The sequence below is a fragment of the Nocardiopsis sp. YSL2 genome, from assembly GCF_030555055.1.
In the GTDB taxonomy this organism is placed as follows: domain Bacteria; phylum Actinomycetota; class Actinomycetes; order Streptosporangiales; family Streptosporangiaceae; genus Nocardiopsis.
This window is the reverse complement of the sequence record NZ_JAMOAO010000001.1, coordinates 3,548,560-3,573,330: the sequence shown is the minus strand read 5'-3', so window position 1 is coordinate 3,573,330 and position 24,771 is coordinate 3,548,560. Positions and strand designations below refer to the sequence as shown.

Below are 24,771 nucleotides of genomic sequence, written 5' to 3'. Positions count from 1 at the left end.
CAAGCAGTCCTGGTCGCACACCACGCGTATCGTGGCAGTGACCGCGCCCCCGCCCAGTGACGAAGGACACATACGGCTTGCCAGCACACGATGCGTTGAAGGTCGCCCGGCACGAGTTCCCTCCGGCTCCGGAGACCGCCGCGGCTGCCCGCGAGTTCGTCCACGACACCTTGCTGTCCTGGGGCGTCGAGCCAACCGACGATGTCATTCTCCTGGTCAGTGAACTGGTGACCAACGCGGTCATCCACGCCAAGTCGACCTTGGAGGTGACCGTCCGCCGCGGTGAGGGATCGACCGAGGTGATGGTCACGGACGCCGCACCCGAGAGGGCGGTCCCCCAGGCCGGCCCGCTCTCCGTCGACACCTCCTCCTCGGGGGACGACGCCCGTACCGGGGGCCTCGGCCTGGCGCTCGCCTCGGCCATCGCCTCCAGTTGGGGCGTGAGCTACGGGCGGGCGGACAAGGCCGTGTGGTTCCGGGTGGACGACGTGCCCGAACGGGCGTCCCTGGAGTCCCCGCCGGTACGCGGCGGGGTGCGCCGCGCCTCGCGTCCCACGACGTGGTCCGCGCTCGACGCCGCCCTGAGGGCGCGGCTGAGCCTGCCCCAGCTCCTGGAGCGCACGGTGGAGCACGCGGCGACCGCGCTCGGCGGGGACGCCGCCTACATCGCCCTGGCCACCTCGGACGAGACCATGTGGGAGGTGCGCTCCGCGGTCGGCCTCAACGATCCCTGGCGCCCGCTGCGGGTCCGCACCGAGGAGGTCTTCCCGTCCGCGGCGCCGGAACCGGGCGCGGTGATCAACGACGACCTGATGATCGCCCGGGCCAACCGGGGCCGCCTGGCGCGCAGCGGCATGCGGTCGCTGGTGACGGCCCCGCTCATCGTGGACGGCCGCGTCACCGGGCTCCTCGGGGTGGCCTCCGGCCGCCCGCGCCACTTCGGCCCCACGGCGGCCAAGCGCCTACAGGAGGGCGCCGACCTCATCGCCCTGCCGGTGGAGCGGGCCCGCCTGGCGGAGGTCGAGCTCAACCGGCGCGCCTCCCTGAGCTTCCTGGCCGAGGCCAGCGACCTGCTCGCGGGCACGCTGGACGAGCGGATGACCGGGGCCCTGGCCGCACAGCTGATCACCTCCCGTCTGGGCCAGTGGTGCGCCATCCACACGATCAACGAGCTGGGGACCTTCGAGCTGACCCACGTGGTCCACGGGGACGAGAACTACAACGACGTCCTGCGCGACCTGCTCACGAGCCTGCCCCCGCGCGAGGAGCGCGACCCGCAGCCGCTGTGGTCGCCCTCGGACCTGGCGGAGGTCGACGAGCACCTCGCCCGTGAACTGGCGCGCGGTTCGGCGATCAGCATCCCGCTGGTCGCGCACGGACGCCCGCTCGGCCGGATGACGATCGGCAAGGGCGAGTCCGACGACTTCACCCGGGACGAGGTGGACGTCGCCGACGACCTCAGCCGCCGGGTGGCCTCGGCCATGGAGAACGCCCGGCTGCACGAGAAGCAGTCCGCGATGAGCGAGGCGCTCCAGCGCAGCCTGCTGCCGGCCCGGGAGAAGGAGCCCACCATCCCGGGCGTGGACCACGCGGTGTTCTACCGTCCGGCCGACGAGAAGAACGTGGTGGGCGGGGACTTCTACGACGTGTTCGCGGCCAGCGGCCGGTGGTGCTTCGCCATCGGCGACGTCTGCGGGACCGGCCCCGAGGCGGCCGCGGTCACCGGGCTGGCCCGCCACACCCTGCGTGCCCTGGCCAAGGAGGGCTTCACCCCGTCGCACATCATGCAGCGGCTGAACATGGCGATCCTGGACGAGAACACCTCGACCCGCTTCCTGACCATGCTGTACGGGGAGATGACCCCGGCCACCGACGAGTCCGGCGGTATGCGCCTGCGCATGGTCTCCGCCGGCCACCCCCTCCCGCTGCGGCTCAACCAGAAGGGCGAGGTGGAGTCGTTCGGCTCCTCCCAGCCGCTCCTGGGCGCGTTCGAGGACGTGGGCTTCTCGACGGAGAACGTGGACATCCGCCCCGGGGAGGTCGTCCTGGCGGTCACCGACGGCGTGACCGAGCGCCGCAGCAACTCCGACATGCTCGGCGACGAGGGCCTGATGGAGATCTTCTCCGGCTGCGCCGGCCTGACCGCCCAGGCGGTGATCAGCCGCATCGACCGCGAGCTGGAGGAGTACGCCCCGGGCGGCCACACCGACGACACGGCCATGCTGGTCCTGCGCTTCCTCTGAGCCGGGGCCGCCGGACCCGCGGACTCACAGCCAGCCCATGTCCTGGGCCGTGCGGATCGCCGACATCCGGTTGTCCGAGCCGGTCTTGCCGATGGCGTTGGACATGTAGTTGCGCACGGTCCCCTCGGTCAGGTGCAGGGACGCGGCGATGCGAGCGACCGTGGCACCGTCCGACGCCGCTCTGAGCACCTCGGCCTCACGGTCGGTCAGCGGACTCTCCCCGCCCACCATGGCGGCCGCGGCCAGGTCGGTGTCGATGTAGCGGCCGCCCTCGTGGACGCGGCGGATCGCGCCGGCCAGCTGGTCCACCGGCGCGTCCTTGGCGAGGAAGCCGCGAGCCCCGGAGGCAAGCGCGCGGCGCAGGTACCCGGGTCGGCCGAAGCTGGTGAGGATGACCACGCCGCAGTCGGGCGTCCGCTGCCTGAGCCGTCCCGCGACCTCGAGCCCGGTCGCGCCGGGCATCTCGATGTCCAGCACGGCGACGGCGGCGCCGTGCTCCAGGACGGCGTCGACCACCTGGTCGCCCCGCCCGACCTGGGCGACGACGTCGAGGTCCTCCTCCAGGCCGAGGAGGGCGGCGATGGCTCCACGGACCAGGTGTTCGTCATCCGCCAGCACGATCTTGATCAAGGTCGTTCCTTCCCCGGTGTCCGTTTTGCGCGGGCACGGTATCGTTCCGGACATCGTGGTGTGCTCGTCACTCGCGGTCGCCGCCAGGGGGCGACGGCACCGCGCACATCCGGCCCACAACGTGGGAGCGGACTCGAAACCCTGGTATATCGCGCTCTCACCCTGTTCTAACCCATGCGGCTCAAGATGATGAGTGTCAGCAGGCATCGTCCCGCCAGCCGGAGGATGAGTTGAACCCCAACGAACCGAACGAAGACACCGCGCCCGCCCCCGGCGAGCCGACCCCGCCCGAGGGGCCCTCCTCCGAGAACCAGGTGGACGACCCCTCCGAGAGCCGGTCCCCGCGCTTCTCGCCGCCCTCCGGACCGCACTGGGCCACCGGACCCGAGAAGTACCAGGGCGCGGCCTACACCTACGCCGCGCAGGACACCTCCGGTGAGGGGCCCGGCCTGGGAGCGGGTGCGGCCCAGGCCCAGGCCCAGGCCCAGGCATCCGAGCCGTTCTCCCACCACCCCAGCTCCTCCGTACCGCCGCACGGCGGCGGATACTCGAGCGCACCCCAGACCGCGGCCTTCGCGTCGGGCGGGTACGGCGGCCACCCCGGACAGGGCGGCCACCCCGGCCAACCCGGACAGGGCGGGTACCCCGGGCACCCCGGACAGGGCGGCTACGGCGGCCAGCAGCCCCCGCCCCCCGGTGGGACGCCCCCGGAGCACCCGCACTACGGCGGTATGCCCCCGGGCGCCCAGCCCCCGCCCGCCCCGAAGCGCGGCTCGGGCAAGATCATCGCCATCGCCGCCGCGACCGCCCTGGTCACCAGCCTCATCGTGGGACCGGCCACCGCCCTGGGCACGGCCTACCTGCTGCCCGGTGGCGGGCTCGGCTCCCCCAGCAGCTCGCTCGACGGCGAGCAGGGCAGCACGCCCACCGAGGGCGAGGTCGGAGAGGTCGCCGACACCGTCCTGCCGAGCGTGGTGTCCATCCAGACCACCGACGGCAGCGGCAGTGGCGTGATCCTGTCCTCCGACGGCCAGATCCTCACCAACGCCCACGTGGTGGCCTCGGCCCGCAACGGCGAACTCCAGGTCCTGTTCAACGACGGCTCGACCGCCCGGGCCGAGGTCCTGGGCGCGGACACGGTCTCCGACATCGCGGTGATCCAGGCCGAGGGCCGCACCGACCTGACCCCGGCCGTGCTGGGCGACTCCGACCAGATCGGGGTGGGGGGCGACGTCGTCGCCATCGGCTCCCCGCTGGGGCTGCAGGGTACGGTCACCACGGGTGTGGTGAGCGCGCTCAACCGGCCGGTCAACACCGGTGCGACCGAGAGCGGCAACGGCTTCACCTCCACCGTGATCAACGCGATCCAGACCGACGCCGCCATCAACCCCGGCAACTCGGGCGGTCCGCTCGTCAACATGAGCGGCGAGGTGATCGGCATCAACACCGCGATCGCCGGGATCTCGGAGGAGAGCGGGTCGGTGGGCCTCGGCTTCTCCATCCCGATCAACCAGGCCCGGCCCATCGCCGAGCAGCTGATCGAGACCGGGAGCGCGAGCTACCCCGCGATCGAGGCGACCATCTCCGGCAACCCGCGGGGCGGGGCGACGATCGTGGACGTCATCGAGGGCGGTGCCGCCGAGCAGGCGGGGCTGGAGCCCGACGACGTGGTGGTCGCGGTCGACGGCGAGGCGATCAGCAGCCCGGACCAGCTCATCGCCTCGATCCGCTCCCACCAGGCGGGCGAGGAGATCACGCTCGGCGTCCGCAAGGGCGGCAGCGGATCACCCGAGGACGTCACGGTGACGCTCGGCGAGCAGAGCTCGACCTCCGTCGAGCAGGGGGAGGAGTCGGAGGGCGACTGACGCGCGCGTCCGCCCGCGGACGCCCTCTCCACACTCACGCCAGGGGCGGCTCGGACCACCGGTCCGGGCCGCCCCTGGCGTGGAGGACGCCCGCCCCCAGGGCACCCCGGGCGACTGGACCCGGGCCGCGTGCGCTCCGTACCGCCGCCCCGGCGCTCGTCCCGCCCGCCCACGCCTGACCAGGCACGATCCGCGCCAGGTCACCGATCGACAACACGCAGGTGTGTCGGAGTGCGCACGCGGACCCGAGGAGTATCGTCTCCCGGGCCGCGTGCTCCCTGACCGGTCGCCCTGCCGTTACCGAGAGGTCGGCGACGGTCAACTGTGGTCGGTCACACTCGTGCGTACGCGGCGACCGACGCCGCACCGGCCGCCCAGGAGATCCGACCCATGTCCACGTCGTTCGCCTCCCCCGCCGCCGCTCCCGTCGGTGCGCCCCCCGACGCCCTCACCGGCCCGCGGCCCCCGCGGCCGAGGCTCGCGGGCCCGGGCGGACCCCGGGGCACGCGGGTACTGATCGGCTCCGACACCTATCCGCCCGACGTCAACGGCGCCGCCTACTTCACCGCTCGACTGGCCCGGGGCCTGGTCGAGCGCGGCGTGCGCGTGCACGTGGTGTGCCCCTCCGCGGAGGGGCCGCCGGGCGTGGTGGAGCGGGACGGTGTCGTCGAGCACCGGCTCCGGTCGATGCCCTCGCTGGCCCACGAGAGCGTGCGCCTGGCACTGCCGCCGGGCGTGCGCGGGCACATGGACCGCCTCCTGGAGCGCCTGCGGCCGGACGCCGTGCACATCCAGAACCACTTCGTGGTCGGCCGGATCCTGGCTCCGGCCGCCCGCCGCCGGGGCGTTCCGGTGGTGGCGACGAACCACTTCATGCCGGAGAACCTGTTCGACTACCTGCGCGTACCGGCCCCGCTGCGCCCGCACGTCGCCCGCATGGCCTGGTGGGACCTGCGCGAGGTCCTCTCCGGTGTGGAGCACGTGACCACCCCGACCCCGGCGGCGGCGCGCCTGCTGCGCGAGCAGGGGTTCGGCCGCGCCGTCGAACCCGTCTCCTGCGGGATCGACCTCGCCCGCTTCCGGCCCTTCGAGGGGAGTGCGGCCGATCGGCGTCGGCTGCGCGCCCGGCTGGGGGTGCCCGACCGCAGGACTCTCGTGTTCGTGGGGCGGTTGGACGAGGAGAAGCGCACCGACGAACTGATCCGTGCCGTGGCCCTGACCCCGGACACGCAGCTCGTGCTCGCCGGGCACGGGTCCCACCGCCGCCGTCTGGAGGAGCTGGCCAGGGAGGAGGGCGTGGCGGAGCGCGTCGTCTTCCTGGGTTTCGTCGCGCACGCCGACCTGCCGGACGTCTACCGGTGCGCGGACGTGTTCGCCATCGCGGGTGTCGCCGAGCTGCAGAGCATCGCCACCCTGGAGGCGATGGCGAGCGGGCTGCCGGTCGTGGCGGCGGACGCGATGGCGCTTCCGCACCTGGTGGAGGAGGGCCGCAACGGGTACCTGTTCCCGCCGGGGCGGCCGGCGGAGATCGCCGCGCGCGTGGCGGAGGTGGTCTCCGACGAGGACCGCCGCGTCCGGATGGGCGCGTACAGCCGGGCGATGGCCGAGCGGCACCGCCTGGAGGACTCACTGGAACGGTTCGAGCGCATCTACCTGGAGGCGGCGGTCGGAGCCCTGTCGGGCGCGGGCCGCGGCCGTGCCTAGGCCGTTCGGGGGAGAACACCCTAGGCTCGGCGTCGAGCCCGGCACGGGTTCCCCACCACCCGGGCTCCCGGGTCCGCGGACGGACCGGGCGGCGCGGGCCGAGGCACCAGGAGTGCTCCCGTGAACGCACACCCCGACTTCGACGTGATCGTCTTCGACATCCTCGGAACCATGGTCGACGAGCCGGGCGGGATCCGGCGCGGCATCCGCTCGCTGCTCCCGGACCTCGACGACGACGGGACGGAGGCGCTCGTCCGAACGTGGTACGGGCACGTCGAGGAGCAGCAGCGGGAGATCAACGGGGGCCGCCGGCCCTACGCCGACAGCACACTGGTCGACCTGGAGGCGGCCGCCCGTGTGGCGGCCGAGGCCGGTGTCGACGACGAGGACGCCGTCCGGTCCCTGGCGGGCGCCGGGCAGCGGCTGGACCCGTGGCCGGACTCGGTCCCGGCCCTGGCCCGGCTGGCCTCGCTCCTGCCGGTGGTCGGCCTGTCGAACGCCAGCCGCGCGGCGCTGACCCGGGTCAACGCGCACGCCGGCCTGCGCTGGCACCTGGTGTGCTCGGCCGAGGACGTGCGCGGCTACAAGCCCGACCCCGAGGTCTACCGGCTGGCGATCGCCGCCACTGGCCGCGCACCGGACCGCCTGCTCATGGTCGCGACCCACGCCTGGGACCTGCGGGGCGCGCAGGCCGTGGGCATGCGGACCGCCTATGTCGAGCGCCCCGTCGGCGATCCGCCCCGGGCCGCCGACGCCTTCGACCTCACAGCGGCGAGCTTGGACCACCTGGCCACGCTCCTCGGAGCGGGCTGACGTCCCCGGTCCGGGACGTGACCGGCTCCAGGGATGGGATCCGGGTCCGGCCGCACCTACCCGTCCGCGCCCCCGGGCGGCGTCGGGGCGCCGGGCGCCGGAGTGCCGGCCGGCGGGGCACCGGGGGGCGGAGCCAGCGGGAGCTCGAACCCGATGACGACTCCGCCCCCGACCCTGTTGTGGGCGAAGACCCGTCCGCCGTGTGCCTGGGCGATGTCGCGGACCATCGACAGGCCGAGCCCCGAGCCCGGCAGACCGCGGGCGACGGTGGCCCGGTAGAAGCGGTCGAAGACGTGGCCGAGCTCGGCGGGATCGATCCCGGGCCCGCGGTCGCTGACCTCCACGGCCCCGGAGCGGATCCGGATCTCGATGGGCTCGGTGCCCTCGGAGTCGAACTTCGCCGAGTTCTCCACCGGGTTGACCACGGCCCGCTCCAGGGCCTTGGGGCGGCCCCACACCGTGCTGTCGTCGGCGTCCACGACGATCTCGCGCCCGGTTCGGCGCCGGACCCGGGCGGCGACCGACTCCGCGACGTCGCGCAGGCGGACCGTGGTCGGGGTCTCGGTCTCGTGGTCGCCCGTGGCCAGGCCGACGAGCTCGTTCACCAGCGCGGTGAGCTCGCGCGCCTCGCCCCGCAGGTCGTCGATGAGGCGTTCGCGTGCCTCCGGGGTGAGGCGGTCCACCCGTCCCAGCACCTGCACGTTCGTGTACAGGCTGGTGAGCGGGGTGCGCAGTTCGTGCGCGGCGTCCTGGACGAGGCGGCGCTGCTCGTCCTGGGACTGGGTCAACCGCGCGAGCATGGCGGTGAAGGCCGTACCGAGCCGCCCGACCTCGTCCCGGCCGACCTCCTCGGTCCCGAGCGGGTCCCGGGAGCCGTGCTCGCCGTTGCGATCGACGGTGGCGGGATCCAGGCGACCGGTGGAGCTGACGTACTCGGCGGCGTCGGTGAGCCGGGCCAGGCGTCCGGTGACGCGGTGGCCGACCAGCCATCCGGCCGACGCCGCGGCGATGGCGACGAACAGCCCCACCCACAGGATCTGGGTGGCCAGGCGGTCGATGGTGCTCTCCGTGGGAGACAGGCGCTGCACGACCAGGAAGGCGCCCACGCCGTCGCCCACCGACACCGTGGCCACCCGGTAGGTCTGCCCCCCGACCTCCTTCTCCCGCGCCTCCACCACTCCGGGCTCGTCGTAGGCGGCGACCTCGAGATCCCGGGCGTCGGGTTCCAGGTCCACGGCCCCGCCGGGGTCGGCGATGGGCTGCGTGCGGGCGCCGTCGGGCCGCATGAACTGGACCTGGACGTGCTTGCCCGCCAGGAACATCACGCTGCCCGCGGAGGTGCCCGATTCGTCGTCGTGCAGGCTGACCAGCTCCTCGGAGAGCGAGGAGACGCTGCGCTCGAACTCGTCCCTGGCGTCGCTCCGGATGAGCGTGGCGGCGGTCGAGTAGGCGAGGGTCCCGACGAGGGCGACGGTGACGCCCACGACGACGGCGAAGAGCACCGCGAAGCGCGTGCCCAGGCGCCAGCCGCTGGGTGTGAACAGCGAACGGAACCGGTGCGGCACGGAGTCTGCGGCGGAGTCGCGCACGGTGGTCAACTCATCCCCGGAGTGTGTACCCGACACCGCGCACGGTCTGGATCAGCGGTGGCCCGCCGTCCTCGAGCTTGCGGCGCAGGTAGCTGATGTAGACGGCGAGGTTCTTGGACTCGGGACCGAAGTCGTAGCCCCAGATGCGGTCGTAGATGGTGGCGTGGTCCAGGACGATGCCGTGGTTGCGCACCAGCAGTTCCAGGAGGTCGAACTCGGTCTTGGACAGGTCGATCTCCCGTTGGCCGCGCCACACCCGGCGGGCCGCCGGGTCCAGGCGCAGTTCGCCGACCCGCAGCGGGCCCTCCTCGACGCCCTCCTCCGTCACGTGGGCGGACCGGCGCAGGAGTGCGCGCAGCCGGGCCAGGAGTTCCTCCAGCTCGAAGGGTTTGGCGAGGTAGTCGTCGGCACCGGCGTCGAGTCCGGCCACCCGGTCGGGGGTCTCCACACGGGCGGTGAGCATGAGGATGGGGGTGCGGTCGTTCTCCGCGCGCAGGACGCGGGCCACGCCCAGGCCGTCGACGCCGGGCATCATCACGTCGAGGATCAGCAGGTCGACGGGGTCGGCGTGCACGGCGGCCAGGGCCTGGACACCGTCGGCGGCCGTGCGCACGGTGTAGCCCTCCAGTTGGAGGGCGCGTTCCAGTGACTCCCGGATCGCCCGGTCGTCGTCGGCGATCAACACCGTGGAGGTGGAGGTGGCTTCCATGCCCACATGCTGCATCACCGGGGTGAGAGCCCGGTAAGAGCCCGGTGGCCGTGTCGTCGCAGCCCCGGGCGGGGGTCGGGCGTCCGGCAGCGGGTCAGGCTCCGGCGCCGTGGTCCGGGTCGAACTCACTGGTGCGCTTCAGTCCGGCCGCGCGGCCCTTGCCCGCCACGACCAGCGCCATCTTGCGCGAGGCCTCGTCCAGCATCTCCGAACCGAGCATGACGGCGCCGCGGCGGTCGACGGTCGTGGCGTGCGCGTAGGCGTCGAGGATCAGCTCGGCCTTGTCGTAGTCCTCCTGGGAGGGCGCGAACACCTCGTTGGCGGCCTCGACCTGGAGCGGGTGCAGGACCCACTTGCCGTCGAAGCCCAGGGCGGCGGTGCGGGCGGCGGAGCGGCGGAAGGCGTCGACGTCGCGGATCTGCAGGTAGGGACCGTCGATCGCCTGGAGCCCGTGGGCCCTGGCGGCGGTGAGGATGCGCATCAGGACGTAGTGGTAGGCGTCCCCCGTGTCGTAGCCGGGCGGCTGCTCGCCCACGACCAGGCTCTTCATGTTCAGCGAGGCCATGAAGTCGGCGGGCCCGTAGACCAGCGACTCCAGCCGGGGCGAGGCGGCGGCGATCGCGTCGACCTCGGTCAGGCCGCGGGCGTCCTCGATCTGCGCCTCGATGCCGATGCGGCCCACCTCCAGCCCCGTGGCGCGCTCGATCTGCGTGAGCAGGGCGTCCAGCCAGTGGACGTCGCGCGCGGAGGTCACCTTGGGGAGCACGAGGGCGTCGAGTTCGGCCCCGGCGCCCTCCACGACCGTGATGACGTCGCGGTAGGCCCACTCGGTGGTGACGTCGTTGACGCGGACGGTGCGCACGCGGCCGTCCCAGCCGCCCTCGCGCAGCGCCCGCACGACGGTCTCGCGGGCGTCGGCCTTCTCCAGCGGTGCGCAGGCGTCCTCCAGGTCGAGGAAGAAGGCGTCGGTGTCCAGGCCGCGGGCCTTCTCGACGAACCGGGGGTTGGACGCCGGCACCGCCAGCACCGACCGCCGTGACCTGAGTTCGCCCATCGTCCTACCGCCCGTTCCGCTCGACTGCCGATCGCGTGCCCCATTTTGGCACCGTCTGGTGCGTAGAGTGTGGTCCGGGCCCGGAGGGGAGCGCCTGGGCGCTTCCGCGTGGGGAAACGGGGAGACGGGAGAACGGCATGTCGCGCGCGGTGTATCCGACCAGCGCCCACTGGGGCGGTTACCAGGTGGTCGTGGAGGACGGGCGCGTGGTGGGTGCGCTCCCCGACCCCGACGACCCCGCGCCCTCCCCCATCATCGCCAACACGCCGGACGCCCAGCACGACCCCTCGCGCGTGGCGCGCCCGGCGGTGCGGCGCCGCTGGCTGGAGCACGGTCCCGGCCCGGATCCGCGCCGGGGCGACCCGGAGGACGAGTACGTCGAGGTCGGGTGGGACACCGTGCTGGACCTGCTCGCCCGTGAGTTGGACCGGGTGCGCTCGCGGCACGGCAACGCGGCGATCTACGGCGGCTCCTACGGCTGGGGCAGCGCGGGCCGGATCCACCACGCGCAGAGCCAGCTGCACCGGTTCCTCAACACCATCGGCGGCTACACGCGGTCCCGGACGACCTACAGCCACGGCGCGGTGGAGGTGCTGATGCCGCGGATCCTGGGGACCCCGGCGGCCAACCGGCTGCTGCACCGGGCTCCGGCGTGGACGGCGATCCGCGAGCACACCGATCTGTTGGTGACCTTCGGCGGCCTGCGGGTGTCGAACACGTGGACCTCCTCCGGTGGGCGGGCCGTGCAGACCGCGGGCCCGGCCATGCGCGAGGCCGCGGAGTCCGGGGTGGAGTTCGTGTCCGTGTCCCCGCTGCGCGACGACACACCCGACAACGTCAAGGCCGACTGGGTGTCCATCGAGCCGGGGACGGACACCGCGGTGATGCTGGCCCTGATGCACGTGCTGTTCACCGAGGGGCTGGCCGACACCGATTTCCTGGACCGGTACACGGTGGGCGCGGCGACCGTGCGCTCCTACGTGCTGGGCGAGGACGGGTCGGGGCCGGCGCGCGACCCGGAGTGGGCCGAGTCCGTGAGCGGCGTCCCGGCCGGTGACCTCCGGGCGCTGGCCCGGCGGATGGCCGGTCGGCGCACGCTGGTGAACGTGGGCTGGTCGGTCCAGCGGGCCCGCTACGGCGAGCAGCCGCTGTGGGCCGGGCTGGCACTGGCGTGCTGCCTGGGGCAGGTGGGTCTGCCGGGCGGCGGTTTCGCGTCGGGGTACGGGTCCATGGGCAACTACGGCGGCGGGGCGACCCCGCTGGGGCTGCCGCGCATGCCGCAGGGCAACAACCCGGTTGACTCGTTCATCCCGGTGGCGCGGATCGCGGACATGCTGCTGCACCCGGGCGAGCGCTACGAATTCGACGGCGAGGAGCGCCGCTACCCGCACGCGCGCCTCGTGTACTGGGCGGGCGGCAACCCCTTCCACCACCATCAGGACCTGGCGCGGCTGACCGAGGCGTTCGGGCGGCCGGACACGGTGGTGGTGCACGAGACGCACTGGACCGCGACGGCGCGCCACGCCGACATCGTCATCCCGGCCACGACCGTGCTGGAGCGCGACGACCTCACCGCGAGCCAGGGCGACCTGACCGTGCGGGCGATGCCGCGCGCGGTACCGCCGCACGGGCAGGCGCGGGACGAGTACGACACCTACGCCGACCTGGCCGAGCGGCTGGGGCTGCGCGAGGAGTTCACCGAGGGCCGCACCAGCGCCCAGTGGATGCGTGTGGTCTACGAGCGCTGGCGGTCGCTGGTCGCGCGGCGGGGGCTGGAAGTGCCCGCCTTCGACGAGTTCTGGTCGCTGGGCCGGGTGGAGATCCCGGGCCGGGTCGAGGACGAGGCGTTCCTGGGCGAGTTCCGGGCCGACCCCGAGGGCAGCGCGCTGCGCACCCCGAGCGGGCGGATCGAGCTGTTCTCGGAGACTATTCGCTCCTTCGGGTACGGGGACTGCCCGGGGCACCCGGTGTGGCTGCCCGGTCCGACGGTGACCGGTGGGGGCGGTGGCGACGGCGAGCGGCCGTTCACGCTGGTCGCGAACCAGCCGAGCGGACGGCTGCACAGCCAGCAGGACATGGGGGCGCACAGCATGTCGCAGAAGGTCCAGGGGCGGGCGCCGCTGCGGATGCACCCGGCGGACGCCCGGGCCGGGGGCCTGGCCGACGGCACGGTGGTACGGGTGGTCGGCCCGCGCGGATCGTGCCTGGCGGGCCTGGTGCTGAGCGAGTCCGTGCGGCCGGGCGTGGTGCAGCTGTCGACGGGCGCCTGGTACGACCCGACCGCGCCGGGAGTGACCTGCGCGCACGGCAACCCGAACGCGCTGACCGAGGACACGGGCACGTCGTCCCTGAGCCAGGCGTGCACGGGCCAGTTGACGCGGGTCCGCGTGGAGCCGTGCACCGGCCCGGTCCCGCCGGTGCGCGCCTTCGACCCCCCGAGGGGCGTCGACGTCGGCTAGCCGCTATGGCCAGAATTCGAACCGGTCGCGATAGTGGTCATCATGGAGACCATTCCGATCACTGAGGCCAAGGCCAGAATCGCCGAACTCGCCGACCGTGCCCAGCGCGAGCACGCCAACTACACGTTCACCAAGAACGGCCGTCCCGCCGTCGTGATGATGTCCGTGGACCAGTACGAGTCCTCGATGGAGACATTGAGCATCCTCGATGCCCCGGAGACGCGTGCGGACCTCACCGACTCCGCCGAATCCGAGGAGTTCACGAGCGAGGAGGAGATGGCCGAGCTGATGAACGCGCGACTCGGCAAGGACCCCGCCGCATGAGGATCGTCTACAAGGCGCCCGCACGTCCTGTCCTGACCGAGGACCTCCCCGAAGCGGTCGCCTCCGCGGCGTACGAGTTCGTCAACGGACCGCTGAAGGAAAACCCCTGGCGTGTGGACAAGCCGCTCGCCGAACCCTGCGCAGACTGTCAGGTTGTGCACCGTGGCGGGTTGCGTGTCCACCTCGACCGCGGAGACCTGCACCCACGTACCGGACGAGGTCTGCAACCACATCCCCGGCGCCAGATCAACCGCATCCACCCAGGCATCCAGCTCCGGAACCCAGAACGGATGCCCCTCGGTCGCCGTCAACACATCCCCGATTGCCACCGGACCCGGAGCCGGAGCCTCCGACGCACTCTGCGCACCCGCCGACCAGGCCGGTACGGGGTCTGGGACCTACATCCTCAGAATGGAAAATGTTCAGGGTAGATTATTTGACACCCCCGACTCGCAGAGGGTCACTCGTATATGAGCGCAGCCCGAAAAATCGCCGCAACCATCGACCAGTCAGGATTTTCGGGAACAGGCTCTTGGATGATGTTTTCAAAGAACCCATCCATAGAGCATGTCCAACGCCCAGCAGCATCGACAAGTCCTTCTGCAGTCAAATTTTCTACAGGTATTTCACCTCTTTCCATCTTCCCGGAAAGTTCAATCAGGAAACGAGCAAGATCTTCCCTGCTTCTGACCTCGTTCAAAGACTCATCCGGCCACTTCATGGCATCCACTCGGTAGGATTGTCAAAATACCTGACCAGGATAGATCTACCCCTGTTCTGAGTTGTGAACTTCCATGCTTCGCTGGCAGCTTCTTGCGGCGTGGCCATCCGGAAAGGCATCGGAACACCAGACTTCTGGAAAGCCACAAGCCTCCTGTTGTCAAGGGTGTAGAGATCGCCGTTTCTGGCGGTCAGACGCACAGTAGGCAATTCGCTCGGCTTGAGGTAACCAGATCTCAATGCCGCAGCAGTCTGCTCGATCGTTTCCCCGCTACCAAAGCGAGGACTCACCGAATCCTGCGAAAATCTCACCAACTTCGGATCGATGGACCCCCCGCAGTTGTGGTTGAGGAGATCCAGGTCTCCTGCCACCACATGGTAGGTGTGCAGGCCCTCCACCGTCAGGTTGTGCACCGTGGCGGGTTGGGTGTCCACCTCGACCGCCGAGACCTGCACCCAGGTGCCGGACGAGGTCTGCAACCACATCCCCGGCGCCAGATCGATCGCATCCACCCAGGCGTCCAGCTCCGGAACCCAGAACGGATGCCCCTCGGTCGCCGTCACCACATCCCCGACCGCCACCGGGCCCGGTACCTCCGACGCACTCTCCGCACCCGCCGACTCACCCTCCGGCGGAGCCTCCTGCTCGGTGGTCGCATCCACCCGGATCTGGACCAGGGTTCTGGCACCCTCACCGTCGATGGTCGCCACCACCGTCCGCGCACCCTGCTCGCCGGTCTCGGGGTCGGTGGCCAGCACCTTCTCGCCGACCTCGACGGCCTCGATCGCCTTCGTCGACCCGTCGGCCATCACCACACCCGTACCGGGCACGAAACTGTTACACGAACCGCGCCCCGCATTGGTGGGCGCCGACAAGGTCGGCGCCGGCCGAGGAGTGGACGCCGTCGGCGTCGGACGGGGCGGCTTCGGCGGAGGCGGCGGCTGCGGCGTCCGCGGCTTGACGGCCGAGCGCACCGTACTGGCCGCACCCGACCGCACGCCGCTGGAACCGGCACCGCCCACCCAGGACGACACACGGCTGCCCACAGCGCCCGCGATACGGCCACCGATCGCACCGCCGGCCGCACCCAGCGCACCGCCCACCACCGTCGAGGTGGCCGCGCCCGTGAAGGACCAGTCGTTGCGCGGAGTGTCCATCCCGTACTGGACCAGCCCGCTGACCGCACCGCCCAGAGCCGCGCACCCGATCGCGCCCGCACCGGCGGTCAACGCCGTACAGCCGGCACCGACCGCGATGCCCGCACCGACCGAGACGATGGTGCTCTTGTTCTCACTCGCCCAGTTCTTGGCCGAGTTGTAGCCGGACTTGACCGCGCTACCGACCTTGCTGGCCCCGGATTTGACGCTGTTCCACGCACTGCTGAGCCACAGCCCCGTCGGATCGGAGTAGGTCAGCGGACTGTTGTTGGCGTAGGCGTAGCCGTTGAGCTGCAACGGGTCAGAGGAATCCGCGATCGGATCCGCCGAGAGGAACCGCCCCAGGGCCGGGTCGTACTCACGTGCACCGACCAGGGTCAGGCCGGTGGAGGTGTCCACCGTCTTGCCGAGGAAGCCCTTGTCGTCGGGCCAGGCCCAACCGTCACCGCCGCGGTCCTCCCCGAAGGGCGTCAGATAGCGGCGCACCGACTGCTCGGAGTCGGCGTTCATGGACACCTGGCCGGTGCCCTGGTGGTCGGCGGCCAGCAGGTCCAGGCTGTCGGGGGTGCGCACCGCCACGGTCTGGCCGGCGTGCTCGTAGTAGCGGGTGGCCTTCACCTCGCCGGTGAACCGGTCCGCCCGCACCTCCATACCCGGCAGGTACAGGACCTCCTCGTAGGGGGTGGAGCGGACGAGGCGTTCACCGTCGGCGGTGTAGGTGTAGGCGGTCTCGCCCACGTCGTTGGTGACCGTGTCGAGCCTGCCCTCGGCGGTCCACTCCAGTTCCTGCCGTTCACCCGCCTGCTCGCGGACCACGGTGTTGCCCGCGTCGTCGTAGTCGAAGGAGGAGAGGGTGTCGCCCTGCGGGGTCTGTTCGACGACCTCCCGGACGGTGTTGGGCTGGCCCTGCCCGGCGTCCGGGTAGGTGTAGTCGCGCACCGCGTCGTCGCCGGACCCGGTGGTGTCGTGCAGGGTCTCGCTGACCCGGTTGCCGGCGTCGTCGTAGGTGTAGGAGTGCCAGTAGGCGGCGGGCCCGCCCACCGAAGCGGCCGCGGGTTCCTCGGCACAGGCGTCCGTGTCCTCGTGCGGCAGCGTCCAGGCCTCGGTGAGCTGCAACAGCGGATCGTAGGTGAAGCACTGGGTCTCGGTGGCGCCGCCCTCGGGGGCGTCGGTGATGGCACGGACGTTTCCGGCGTCGTCGTAGGTGTAGCCGGTGTCCATCAGCGGCGCCTCGCCGCCCTGCCGGTCGACGCGGGTGCCGAGCAGGCGTTGGGTGCCCTTCTCGTATTCGTTGGTGATCCACGCCTTGGGGCCCGATCCGGCGGCGAGTTCGGTCTGGAGCACCTGGCCGAGCTGGTTGTACTCGGTGCGGGTGACATAGGAGCCGTCGCCGGACAGGCTGGTGGGCCGCCCGATGTCGTCGTAGCCGATCGTGGTCGACTCGGCGGGCAGTCCGCCGGCGGCGGGCAGGCCCATGCCCTGGACGGTGCCGTCGATGTTGTAGCTGATGGAGAACTCGTAGTCCCCGGCGAGCTCTCCCTGGGACTCGGGGATCCTGTAGAGGATGTTGGTGGGCCGGTCGAGCCGGTCCTGGCCCACGATCCCGATGCGGAAGTCGCCTTCGGGAGTGTGCCGGGTCTGGATGAACAGCTGGCCCTTGAGGACGGTGTCGTACTCGTGGCTGGTGAGCTTGGTGCCCGACCCGGGCTCCCCCTCCCAGCTCTCCACGCGCCGCCCGAGTTCGTCGTAGACGTAGGAGACCGTGGCTCCGCTGGCGTCGGTGGTGGACACCAGTTGGTCGAGGTCGTCGTAGACGCTGGTGGTGGTCCCGGTGTCGGGGTCGGTCACGGCCACCTGGCGGCCGCGGTGGTCGTACTCGTAGCTCCACTCGTCCCCGGAGGGGGTGGTCATCGTGGCGATCTCGCCGCGGGGCGTGTAGGTGTAGCTCGTCGAGACGTGGTCGCCCTCGGGGGTGCCCCCGGTGTACTGGCGCTGCTCCACCTTCCGGCCGCGGGCGTCGGTGACGACCGTGGTGGGCACCCCGCCCTCGGGTGGTGTGACGTGGACGCGGTCGCCGTCGTGGACGGCACTGGTGCGCCACACCTCGTCCCCGGACACCCGCTGGACGGTGTCGGTGAGCCGCTCGGCGCCGTCGTAGATGTAGACGGTCTGGCCCTGGACGTCGCCGTTGCGGACCTCCAGCAGGTCACCGCTGGGCTCGTCCGATGCGTAGTAGGTGTCGTTGGTCTTGGCGACCCGGCCGATGCCGTTGTGGAAGGTGTCGGAGACCAGTCGGCCACCGTCCGGACCGGGTGCCTGGGTCTGGCGGGGCCGCAGGAACCCGTCGTAGATCTCGTAGGAGGTCTCGTAGGAGCCGTCGTTGAGGATGGTGCTGGTGGAGACGGCCGCGGGGGCGTTCTCGGTGATGCTGTACCCGAACTTCATGTTCGGGGTCATGTCGTTGCTCTTGGGCCGGTCGGGCAGCCAGACCTCGGTGAGGCGTCCCAGGGGGTCGTAGGCGGTGTCGGTGCGCCGGTCGTTGGCGTCGATCTCGGCGTGGACGATGCCGCGCGCGGGGTCGACGTGGTTCTCCACCGTGTGACCGAGTGCGTTGGTGACGGTGAACCCGGTGATCAGGCCGTTGTCGTAGGAGTACTCGACGGTCTCGTTGACCTGGCCCTCGGCGTCGGTGACCTCGACCTGCTGACCGTACTCGTCGTAGGCGGCCTCCCTGACGGTCGTGTAGACCGGAGCGCCGTCGCCGTCGCGGCCGTCGAACTCCTCGGTGAGGGTGACGTCGCCCTTGACGGGTTCGTCTCCGTAGCCCCCGCCGTCGTAGTGACGGCGCACGTCGGAGACCAGGTCCCCGGGACCGGCCTCCTCCGAGCAGGCCACGGACACGCTCTCCACCCGGGCGATGTGGACGTAGACGTGCGCGCCCTCGTTGTCGGCGTAGGTGGTGCGCGTGCACATGTCGTCGCCGTCGGTCGAGACGTCGCCGAGGTCCTCGACCCGTTCGGAGCGCCCGGTGTCGGTGTCGAACGTGGTGGTGGTCTTCGTCTCGCGCCATCCGCCGTCGGCCAGCGCGGTGAACCCGCGCTCCACACCGGTGTTGGTGAAGGCGGCCCTGGAGGTGCCCCAGTCCTCGGTGCGGGTCGCGCTCACGTGCCGCCAGGGTTCGGAGACCGACTTCGCAACGATCTCGTCGCCGTCGTAGACGACCTCCTCCAGTTGATGCCCGGCGAGTTCGTCGTGGTCGGTGTACTCGCCGCCGGTGGAGTCGGTGACCTTCACCGATGCGGTCCCGCCGCCGGGCTCCTCACCGCCGTGCAGGCCGCGCAGGAAGGTGTAGTCGGTGCGGGTGGGCATGTCCTGGCCGTCGCCGGTGCGCACCCGAACGGTCTCGTAGCCGCGCCACTGGCCCCAGGTCTGGTACTTCTCGTCGGTGATGCCGTTGGGCTCGTCGTGGCGCCATCCGGCGTCGCCGACGTACTCGTACCGGGTCACCTGGTCCGGTGAGCCGCCGGTGCGGTCGGACTCGATGACCTCCTCGACCACGTACTTGTGGAACCAGTCGGTGATGGGCTCCTCTTCACCGGGCGGACTCCACTTGACCGGATAGCAGCGACCGGTCTGCTCGCCCTCCTCGGGCAGGTCGCCGGGGTCGCAGTCGCCGCCGGAGTAGTTGACGTCGATCTGCCCGCCGGTCTCGGTGTAGACGGCGGCGAGGCGGAAGCGCACCAACGGCTGGATGTTGTCGTCGGGGCCGTCGACCCGGTTGGGCAACTGGATGCCGTCCAACTGGACCGGGGGCAGGCTCTCGGTCTCGTCACCGTCGTGGCCGGTGCGGGTGATCTCTGACAGCCACAGGGTGCGTGAGCCGTCACCGTTGTCGGTGAACAGGTGGTCCAGCTTCCAGGAGTCCACCGTCTCGTAGCCGTCACCGGTGCTGTACTGGGTGCGGATCTCCTCCAGGCGCTTGCGCGTCCAGAACGAGGGTGCGCTCTGCGAGAAGCCGCACTCGGTGCCCTGCTCGCAGAACCGGTCGTAGGGCACGTCCGGCCAGTGCTCTGCGGTGTCCTCGTCCAGTTCCTCCGGGGCGCAGTCGAAGTCGTCGTCGGGCAGGCAGCGCTCGGTGGTGTCGAAGACCACGCGCGCGGGGGCGTCCCCGTCGTAGACCTCTCCCTCGCGCTGGCCGTAGTCGACCCGCTTGAGGTAGCCGCCCCGGGTGTAGGGGGTGCCGTCGGTGCCGGTGTCGGCGTCCAGGGCGTAGTGGTTGGTCTCCTTGCCGTAGAAGTAGGTCATCACGTTGCCGCGCGGATCCTCGACGTAGTCGAGGTTCCAGCGCCAGCCCTGCTGGCACCAGGAGTCGGCGAAGGAGTCGTCGTGGCAGGGCTCGCCGTCGTCGTCCCCGAAGACGGGCACGGTCCAGGTCGAGTCGGTGGTCTCGTCGCCGCTGCTCCAGCCGGGCAGGCGGTGGCGGCCGAAGTAGTAGCGGGTGCCGTCGGTCGTGGTGACCCGCCAGTACTCACCGTCGTCGTCGCCGTTCTCGGCGCCGGTGAGGTGCTCCACCTTGGATCCGTCGTCGGATTCCAGGTGCCACTCGCCGGTGTCGTCGTCCTTGACCAGGCTCCCCGATGCGCCGTTGAGCATGAGGGTGGCGTTGTCCGTGCCCCAGCACTGGTCGCCCTTGTACTCGTGGCCGTCGTCGGCGCAGGCCTTGTAGGAGCGCTCGATGTAGCCGGGTTCGTAGGAGAAGCCCTCGCCGATCCAGGAGCCCTGGTTGTTGGTGGCACTGGTGCGTCCGTCCACGGTCTGCGAGGAGTAGTCCAGGGCCAGGTGCGGCATGAGACTCGAGGGCACCGGCACCGGTTCCAGGGGGTAGGACCAGGAGAAGACGCCCGAGGAGGCGGACACGCTCCACTCGGAGGAGGGCTCGAGCGGGGTGGCCGAGTAGTCGCCGCCGGAGGAGGAGGCCGAGGCCGTCAGGGCGAAGACGCCGGTGGAGACGGTACCCGGTTCCGCGGGCGCGGAGGCAGGCGGAGCCGCGGTGCCGGGCGCAGCGGGGGCACGGGCCTCGTCTGCGGGGGCCGGGGTGCCCTGTTCGGGGTCGAACAGGGCGGCCACGGTGCCGGAGGCTCCCGTCACGGGCTCGCTCTCCACAGGGGTGCGACACTCCGGATCCTGCGGGTCGGAGACGAAGCAGTCGGGCAGTTGGACGAGCGTCAGCCGCTCGCCGTAGGAGCCGCCGTAGGCATCGGCGAAGTCGGAGGGGTCGACGTGCAGTTCGAGCTCTTCGGCGGCCTCCACCCGCAGCAGCAGGCCGTCGACACCGGCCTCGCGGGCGGCGCCGAGGTCCAGGACCTCCACCTCGGCGCTGCCACCGCCCTCGGCGGAAACCGCCTGGACGGGCAGACCGCCCACCGACGTCATGGCCTCCGGATCGGCCGCATCGGACACGGGCACGGTCTCTGCGGCGTCCGTCGGCCATGAGGCGTCAGGGTCACCACTGGACGCTTCGGCCAGTTCCTCGCTCAGCTCTCGGGGCTCGACCTCGCCGGTGGTACCGGTGACCGTGTCGGGCATGCCCTGGCTCTCGGGAACCGAGTCGTCGGTGAACCAGTCGGGCAGGTCCGGAAGCACCTCGATGAGGGTGGCGGCCACGGCCACGGCCGTGGCCGCCGCACCCGCGGCGAGAAGGGCACGGCGTAGGCGTCCGTCCCTGCCGTCACGGACGTCGCCTCGGGGCTCTTTGGTGTCGGGCGTGGGGGACATACCGGTCACAGCTCCGGGTTCTCGGTGGTCCGGTTGAGTGCGGAGATCAGGGCGTCGTCGGCGGCTCCGGAATAGACGCGGACGTCGTCGACGGCACCGGAGAAGTGCTGATCCCAGTCGTTGCCGTCCTTGGCCCGTCCGACGTTCAGCAACGGCCACGGCGCGTACTCGTCCTCGTCCAGGGCCTCCGGGGTCGGCCACAGCGGGTGGAAGGCCCGGGTCGAGGCGCGCGTGCCGTTGACGTAGAACCGGACTTCCTGGGTGAAGGAGTCGAAGACCAGCGCGAGGTGGTCGCCTCGCTGCTCCGAACTCGGGGAGACATCGGTGGCCTCGAGCACAGTGGTGTCGGCGCCGCCCTCGTCCCAGTTCGAGAGGACGGCCTCCCAGCGACCGCTGTCGGCGTTGTAGCGGATGTCGACGAGGGAGGAGTAGGCGTTCTGGGAGAGCACCGTCATCGTCTCCCCGGGTTCGGCCGCGGCCAGGCGGCTCCGTGCGCTGACCGTGAAGCTGCCGCCCAGGTGCTCGTCCACCAGGGCGCCCGCGGAGTCTGCGTCACCGTCGAGCCGCAAGTGGCCGGGCCCCATCAGAGCGCTGTCGCCCTGCAGGGGGTCGGCGGTGTAGATGCTCGCGTCGCCGTTCAGGGCCATCGGGCTCAAGCCGTCGGCGTCGGGGCTGGTGCCGTCGTCGGCGACGTCGTTGAAGGGCCAGTAGCCCCGGCGGTCGACCGGCAGCATCCGGAGCCGGTCGAACTCGTATCCGTGGACGAGCCGGTCGAAGACGCGTACGTCGGCCAGGGCGCCGTCCAAGTGGCGGTCGAAGACGCCGCCGCCGGCGAGCGCGCGGCCGATCTGCACGTCACCGGGCGCGTGCCACGTGGTGCCGCGCTCGACGTCTCCTTCCTGGATCCCGTTGACGAAGAGGCGGGCGGTGTTCGCGTGGCCGTCGTAGGCGAAGGCGACATGGACCCATTCCCCTTCCATCACCGCCGTGTCCGCGGAGACCGCCGTCTCCCCGGCGGCGGTCGCGTCGGCCTCCGGGAAAGCCAGACGCCAGGCCCGGTCGGAGGCGTCGTAGCCGAGGGTGAAGCCGGGACCCTCGTTACCGTCCTGGGACACGACCACCTGGTCCCGGTCCAGGTCGTCCAGGCGGACCCAGGCCGCGGCCGAGTACAGGCCGGTGGTGTCCACCAGATGCGCGGAGGGTGCGAGGTAGGCCCCGTCCGATCCGTCGAGGGCGACGGCACGGCTCGGGTCTTCGCCCGGTCCCTGCACTCCGAAGGTGGCTCCGTCACCGGCGAGTGCGGTATGGCCTCCACCGGAGGCGTCGGCGGCCCCGTCGGATCCCGTGTCGTCGTTCATGGACCACTGCCCGACCGCGGGCCTGCCGCCGTCGACCAGGAACAGGTGGCCGGCGCGGACACTGGTCTTGCCCGCCCGGTCCACGGCCTCGACGTAGAGGCTGTGCGGACCCTCGAACCACGGGCTGGTGGTGAGGGTCGCCGTGCCGTCGGTGTCAGGGGTCAGCGTGTTGTCGGGAGAGGGGTCCTCGTTGATGCCGTAGCGGTACTCGACGATGTCGTCGGAGGGCGAGGAGATGGTGAAGTCGCCGTAGACCCCCACGCCGTCGTGCCAGGAGTCGTCGGCGGGGAAGTCGTCGGAGGAGATCTCCGGTGCCTCCGGGGCCGCGGAGTCGTAGACGAACTGGCACCGGGTCTGGGATCCGGCCCAGCTCCAGGGGCCCCAGGCATGCCCGTCGGAGGCCCGCACGATCCAGGCGATGACGGTGTTCTCGGGGATGTCGTCGGGGACCTGGTAGTGGAAGAAGGAGCCCGCCGCCTTCTCCGAGGTGGTGTACGTGTGCTCCTGTTCCACACCGTCCTCGTCGGTCCAGAACACCCGGAACTGGGCTTTGAGCTTCTCCGTGGCGCTACTGAACTCGTCGCCGTCGGACAGGTACGCCGACAGGCGCGGCGGCTCGTCGACGTAGGGGCGGTCGGAGCCGTAGACGCAGCCGCCGCCCGGGGACATCCCCATCCAGGCTTGGTCCGGAGTGTCGGGGACCGTGTTGTAGTGCACCTCCAGATGGGCGTTGTCGCAGAAGCGCTTCCACTGGGTGTAGGTGGACTCGTCACCCGCGCGGAGCCCGAAGGAGGTCGTCGACCAGCCGCCGGACGAGGCGCTGGAGACCGCGTCGGAGACGTCGAAGCGTACGTTCTGGTTGGTCGGTGTGCAGGAACTCGCGGGATTGGAGGGGCTCTTGGTGTCCTGGTGCCGCACCCACGAGGGCTGGCTGTTCCAGTTCGTGGACGTGGTGAACATTCCGGTCCGGTACGCCTTCACGGGGTGGGACCCGGAGTCATAGGTGTGCCGCAGGGTGACCGCGAGCTCGGCGGACAGGATCTGCTTGTCGGCGTAGGCGCCGGTGGGGATGCGGTACAGGAGCCGCTTGGTCCCCGAGTTGTTGCAGTAGTACGGGTCGCCGGCCAGCTGCGGGCATCGGCCCGCGCCCTCGTTGTCCTCGCCGGAGAACTTCCAGTAGGAGGTCCCCGGATAGCCGGAGGAGACCATCGCCCAGGCCGTGCGGGTGGCGGTCTTCCACACCGGGTCGATGTAGAGGGGGTAGGAGGTCTCCTCGTCTGCGATCATCTCCGGCTCAGGACGCAGGACCAGGTCGTCGCCGTCGATCTCGACGTCGACGGAGGAGACCCGGGAGGACTCCAGGGGGCCGTCCTGCGGGTGTGCTCCCTCGACGTCGGCACCCCTGGGCGGCTCCTCGGCGGAGCGGCTCCGGGGTACGGCCGCCTCCCCGCCTTCCTCGCCTCGGCCCGAGTCCCACATGAGGGGCTCGGCGGCCTCGAACACCGCGCCGCCGGCTCCGCTGTCGACGGCGGTGAGGCCCTCGCCGTCCTGGGTGAGCTCGACTCCGTCCACCCCGGTGCCCAGTCGCAGCTCGGACAGCTCGGGGCTCCGCGCGGCCTCGGGTGTGTGAACCACGAGCACGTGGGAGAAGCCGTCCACCTCCGCGCGGACGACGAGGTCGACATCCTCGGCCACCGAGGGGTAGAGGGCCTCGTTGCCGTTCAGTTCGGGTTCGGGGAGGGGCTCGGGCCACTCCAGGGACATCTCCTGACCCGCGCGGGTCAGGACCGCCAACGGCACGTCCCCGCCCGGGGAGAGGGAGAGTCCGATGGTGGCGGCTTCGGGCGTGATGCTTCCGTCGTCGTGGCGGACCAGGGTGGCGTCCGGTTCGACCCACTCCCCGCCTTTCAGGACGCGGACCGGGTTGGCGTACTCCCGGGCGGTGAAGCTGCCATCCGGTTCGGCGTAGACGGTGCGGCGCTCCTCGCGCTTCCCGGTGACCTCCACCGGCTCGTCGAGTTCGGCGGCGAGCTCGACCGCCTCCGCTTCGGTGGCCGCGGCGGCCTCCCCATCGGCCAGGGCGACGTCCCCGGGGGTCCCGGTGACGGGCAGCGCCACGGACAGGGCGGTGAGGAGGGCGGTGGCGGACAGGGCCGCGGCGGTTCGGCGGACCGCGGCGGGGAAGCGGGTGCTCGACGACTCGGGGACACCGTGTGAGGGCACGGAGGATCCTTCCGGGGACAGAGGGATGCTGTGGGGCCGGTGAAAAGGTGGGGTCAGCTCACTGCGACGCCCCGGACGCGGCCGTTGCCGGAGACGCCGCCCTGCCCCGGTCGGGGGTGTGCCGGTCGCGCTCGCCGTCGCCATTCG

At 71.4% G+C, this 24,771-nt stretch carries 13 protein-coding genes; 6 read left to right on the top strand and 7 right to left on the bottom strand.

Annotation, left to right across the window (positions count from 1 at the left end; all coding sequences use genetic code 11):
* Window positions 1-95 precede the first annotated feature (95 nt).
* Window positions 96-2,243 (top strand): SpoIIE family protein phosphatase, encoded by a 2,148-nt coding sequence (locus M1P99_RS15985; RefSeq protein WP_304455709.1) that lies wholly within the window; start codon window positions 96-98, stop codon window positions 2,241-2,243.
* 24 nt (window positions 2,244-2,267) lie between these two features.
* Here M1P99_RS15985 and M1P99_RS15980 read toward each other — a convergent pair whose 3' ends face one another.
* Complete coding sequence (locus M1P99_RS15980; protein WP_304453423.1) at window positions 2,268-2,873, bottom strand: response regulator transcription factor; 606 nt, start codon at window positions 2,871-2,873, stop codon at window positions 2,268-2,270.
* 314 nt (window positions 2,874-3,187) lie between these two features.
* Here M1P99_RS15980 and M1P99_RS15975 point away from each other — a divergent pair, with 314 nt between their 5' ends.
* From M1P99_RS15975 to M1P99_RS15965, 3 genes are all read left to right on the top strand, one after another.
* On the top strand, window positions 3,188-4,738 hold the full coding sequence (locus M1P99_RS15975; RefSeq protein WP_304455708.1) for a S1C family serine protease: 1,551 nt from the start codon (window positions 3,188-3,190) through the stop codon (window positions 4,736-4,738).
* A gap of 390 nt (window positions 4,739-5,128) precedes the next feature.
* Complete coding sequence (locus tag M1P99_RS15970) at window positions 5,129-6,442, top strand: glycosyltransferase (protein WP_304453422.1); 1,314 nt, start codon at window positions 5,129-5,131, stop codon at window positions 6,440-6,442.
* A gap of 120 nt (window positions 6,443-6,562) precedes the next feature.
* Window positions 6,563-7,255, top strand: a complete 693-nt coding sequence (locus M1P99_RS15965; protein WP_304453421.1) for a haloacid dehalogenase type II — start codon at window positions 6,563-6,565, stop codon at window positions 7,253-7,255.
* Window positions 7,256-7,311: 56 nt separating this feature from the next.
* On the opposite strand, the gene M1P99_RS15960 is transcribed toward M1P99_RS15965, so the two are convergent.
* The 3 genes from M1P99_RS15960 to M1P99_RS15950 all read right to left on the bottom strand — a co-directional run bounded on the left by M1P99_RS15960 (window position 7,312) and on the right by M1P99_RS15950 (window position 10,607).
* Window positions 7,312-8,853 carry a HAMP domain-containing sensor histidine kinase gene (locus M1P99_RS15960; RefSeq protein ID WP_304453420.1) on the bottom strand — a complete coding sequence of 514 codons (1,542 nt, stop codon included), beginning with the start codon at window positions 8,851-8,853 and terminating at the stop codon, window positions 7,312-7,314.
* Window position 8,854: 1 nt separating this feature from the next.
* Window positions 8,855-9,553, bottom strand: a complete 699-nt coding sequence (locus tag M1P99_RS15955) for a response regulator transcription factor (RefSeq protein ID WP_304453419.1) — start codon at window positions 9,551-9,553, stop codon at window positions 8,855-8,857.
* Between the two features lie 94 nt (window positions 9,554-9,647).
* Window positions 9,648-10,607 (bottom strand): CoA ester lyase, encoded by a 960-nt coding sequence (locus M1P99_RS15950; RefSeq protein ID WP_304453418.1) that lies wholly within the window; start codon window positions 10,605-10,607, stop codon window positions 9,648-9,650.
* Window positions 10,608-10,744: 137 nt separating this feature from the next.
* On the opposite strand from M1P99_RS15950, the gene M1P99_RS15945 reads away from it, so the two are divergent.
* Window positions 10,745-13,066: a molybdopterin-dependent oxidoreductase gene (locus M1P99_RS15945; RefSeq protein ID WP_304453417.1), complete on the top strand. Its 2,322-nt coding sequence runs from the start codon at window positions 10,745-10,747 to the stop codon at window positions 13,064-13,066.
* Between the two features lie 42 nt (window positions 13,067-13,108).
* A complete protein-coding gene (locus M1P99_RS15940; protein WP_304453416.1) occupies window positions 13,109-13,390 on the top strand; it encodes a type II toxin-antitoxin system Phd/YefM family antitoxin in 282 nt (93 codons plus the stop codon).
* 460 nt (window positions 13,391-13,850) lie between these two features.
* Here M1P99_RS15940 and M1P99_RS15935 read toward each other — a convergent pair whose 3' ends face one another.
* Genes M1P99_RS15935 through M1P99_RS15925 form a run of 3 tightly spaced genes read right to left on the bottom strand, consistent with a single transcriptional unit; the run spans window position 13,851 to window position 24,624 of the window.
* Entirely contained in the window at window positions 13,851-14,120 is a 270-nt protein-coding gene (locus M1P99_RS15935; protein WP_304453415.1) for a hypothetical protein, read from the bottom strand.
* Window positions 14,108-21,043, bottom strand: coding sequence for an RHS repeat-associated core domain-containing protein (locus M1P99_RS15930; RefSeq protein WP_304453414.1), 6,936 nt, complete (start codon window positions 21,041-21,043; stop codon window positions 14,108-14,110). The genes M1P99_RS15935 and M1P99_RS15930 overlap by 13 nt, the downstream gene beginning before the upstream one ends.
* A gap of 5 nt (window positions 21,044-21,048) precedes the next feature.
* A complete protein-coding gene (locus tag M1P99_RS15925; RefSeq protein ID WP_304453413.1) occupies window positions 21,049-24,624 on the bottom strand; it encodes a LamG domain-containing protein in 3,576 nt (1,191 codons plus the stop codon).
* Window positions 24,625-24,771 lie beyond the last annotated feature (147 nt).

Excerpts from the sequence above, each read along its gene's own strand:
- M1P99_RS15940 (WP_304453416.1), top strand. The coding sequence starts at position 13,109 with ATGGAGACCATTCCGATCACTGAGGCCAAGGCCAGAATCGCCGAACTC.
- M1P99_RS15930 (WP_304453414.1), bottom strand. The coding sequence starts at position 21,043 with ATGTCCCCCACGCCCGACACCAAAGAGCCCCGAGGCGACGTCCGTGAC.
- M1P99_RS15955 (WP_304453419.1), bottom strand. The coding sequence starts at position 9,553 with ATGGAAGCCACCTCCACCTCCACGGTGTTGATCGCCGACGACGACCGG.
- M1P99_RS15970 (WP_304453422.1), top strand. The coding sequence starts at position 5,129 with ATGTCCACGTCGTTCGCCTCCCCCGCCGCCGCTCCCGTCGGTGCGCCC.
- M1P99_RS15950 (WP_304453418.1), bottom strand. The coding sequence starts at position 10,607 with ATGGGCGAACTCAGGTCACGGCGGTCGGTGCTGGCGGTGCCGGCGTCC.
- M1P99_RS15945 (WP_304453417.1), top strand. The coding sequence starts at position 10,745 with ATGTCGCGCGCGGTGTATCCGACCAGCGCCCACTGGGGCGGTTACCAG.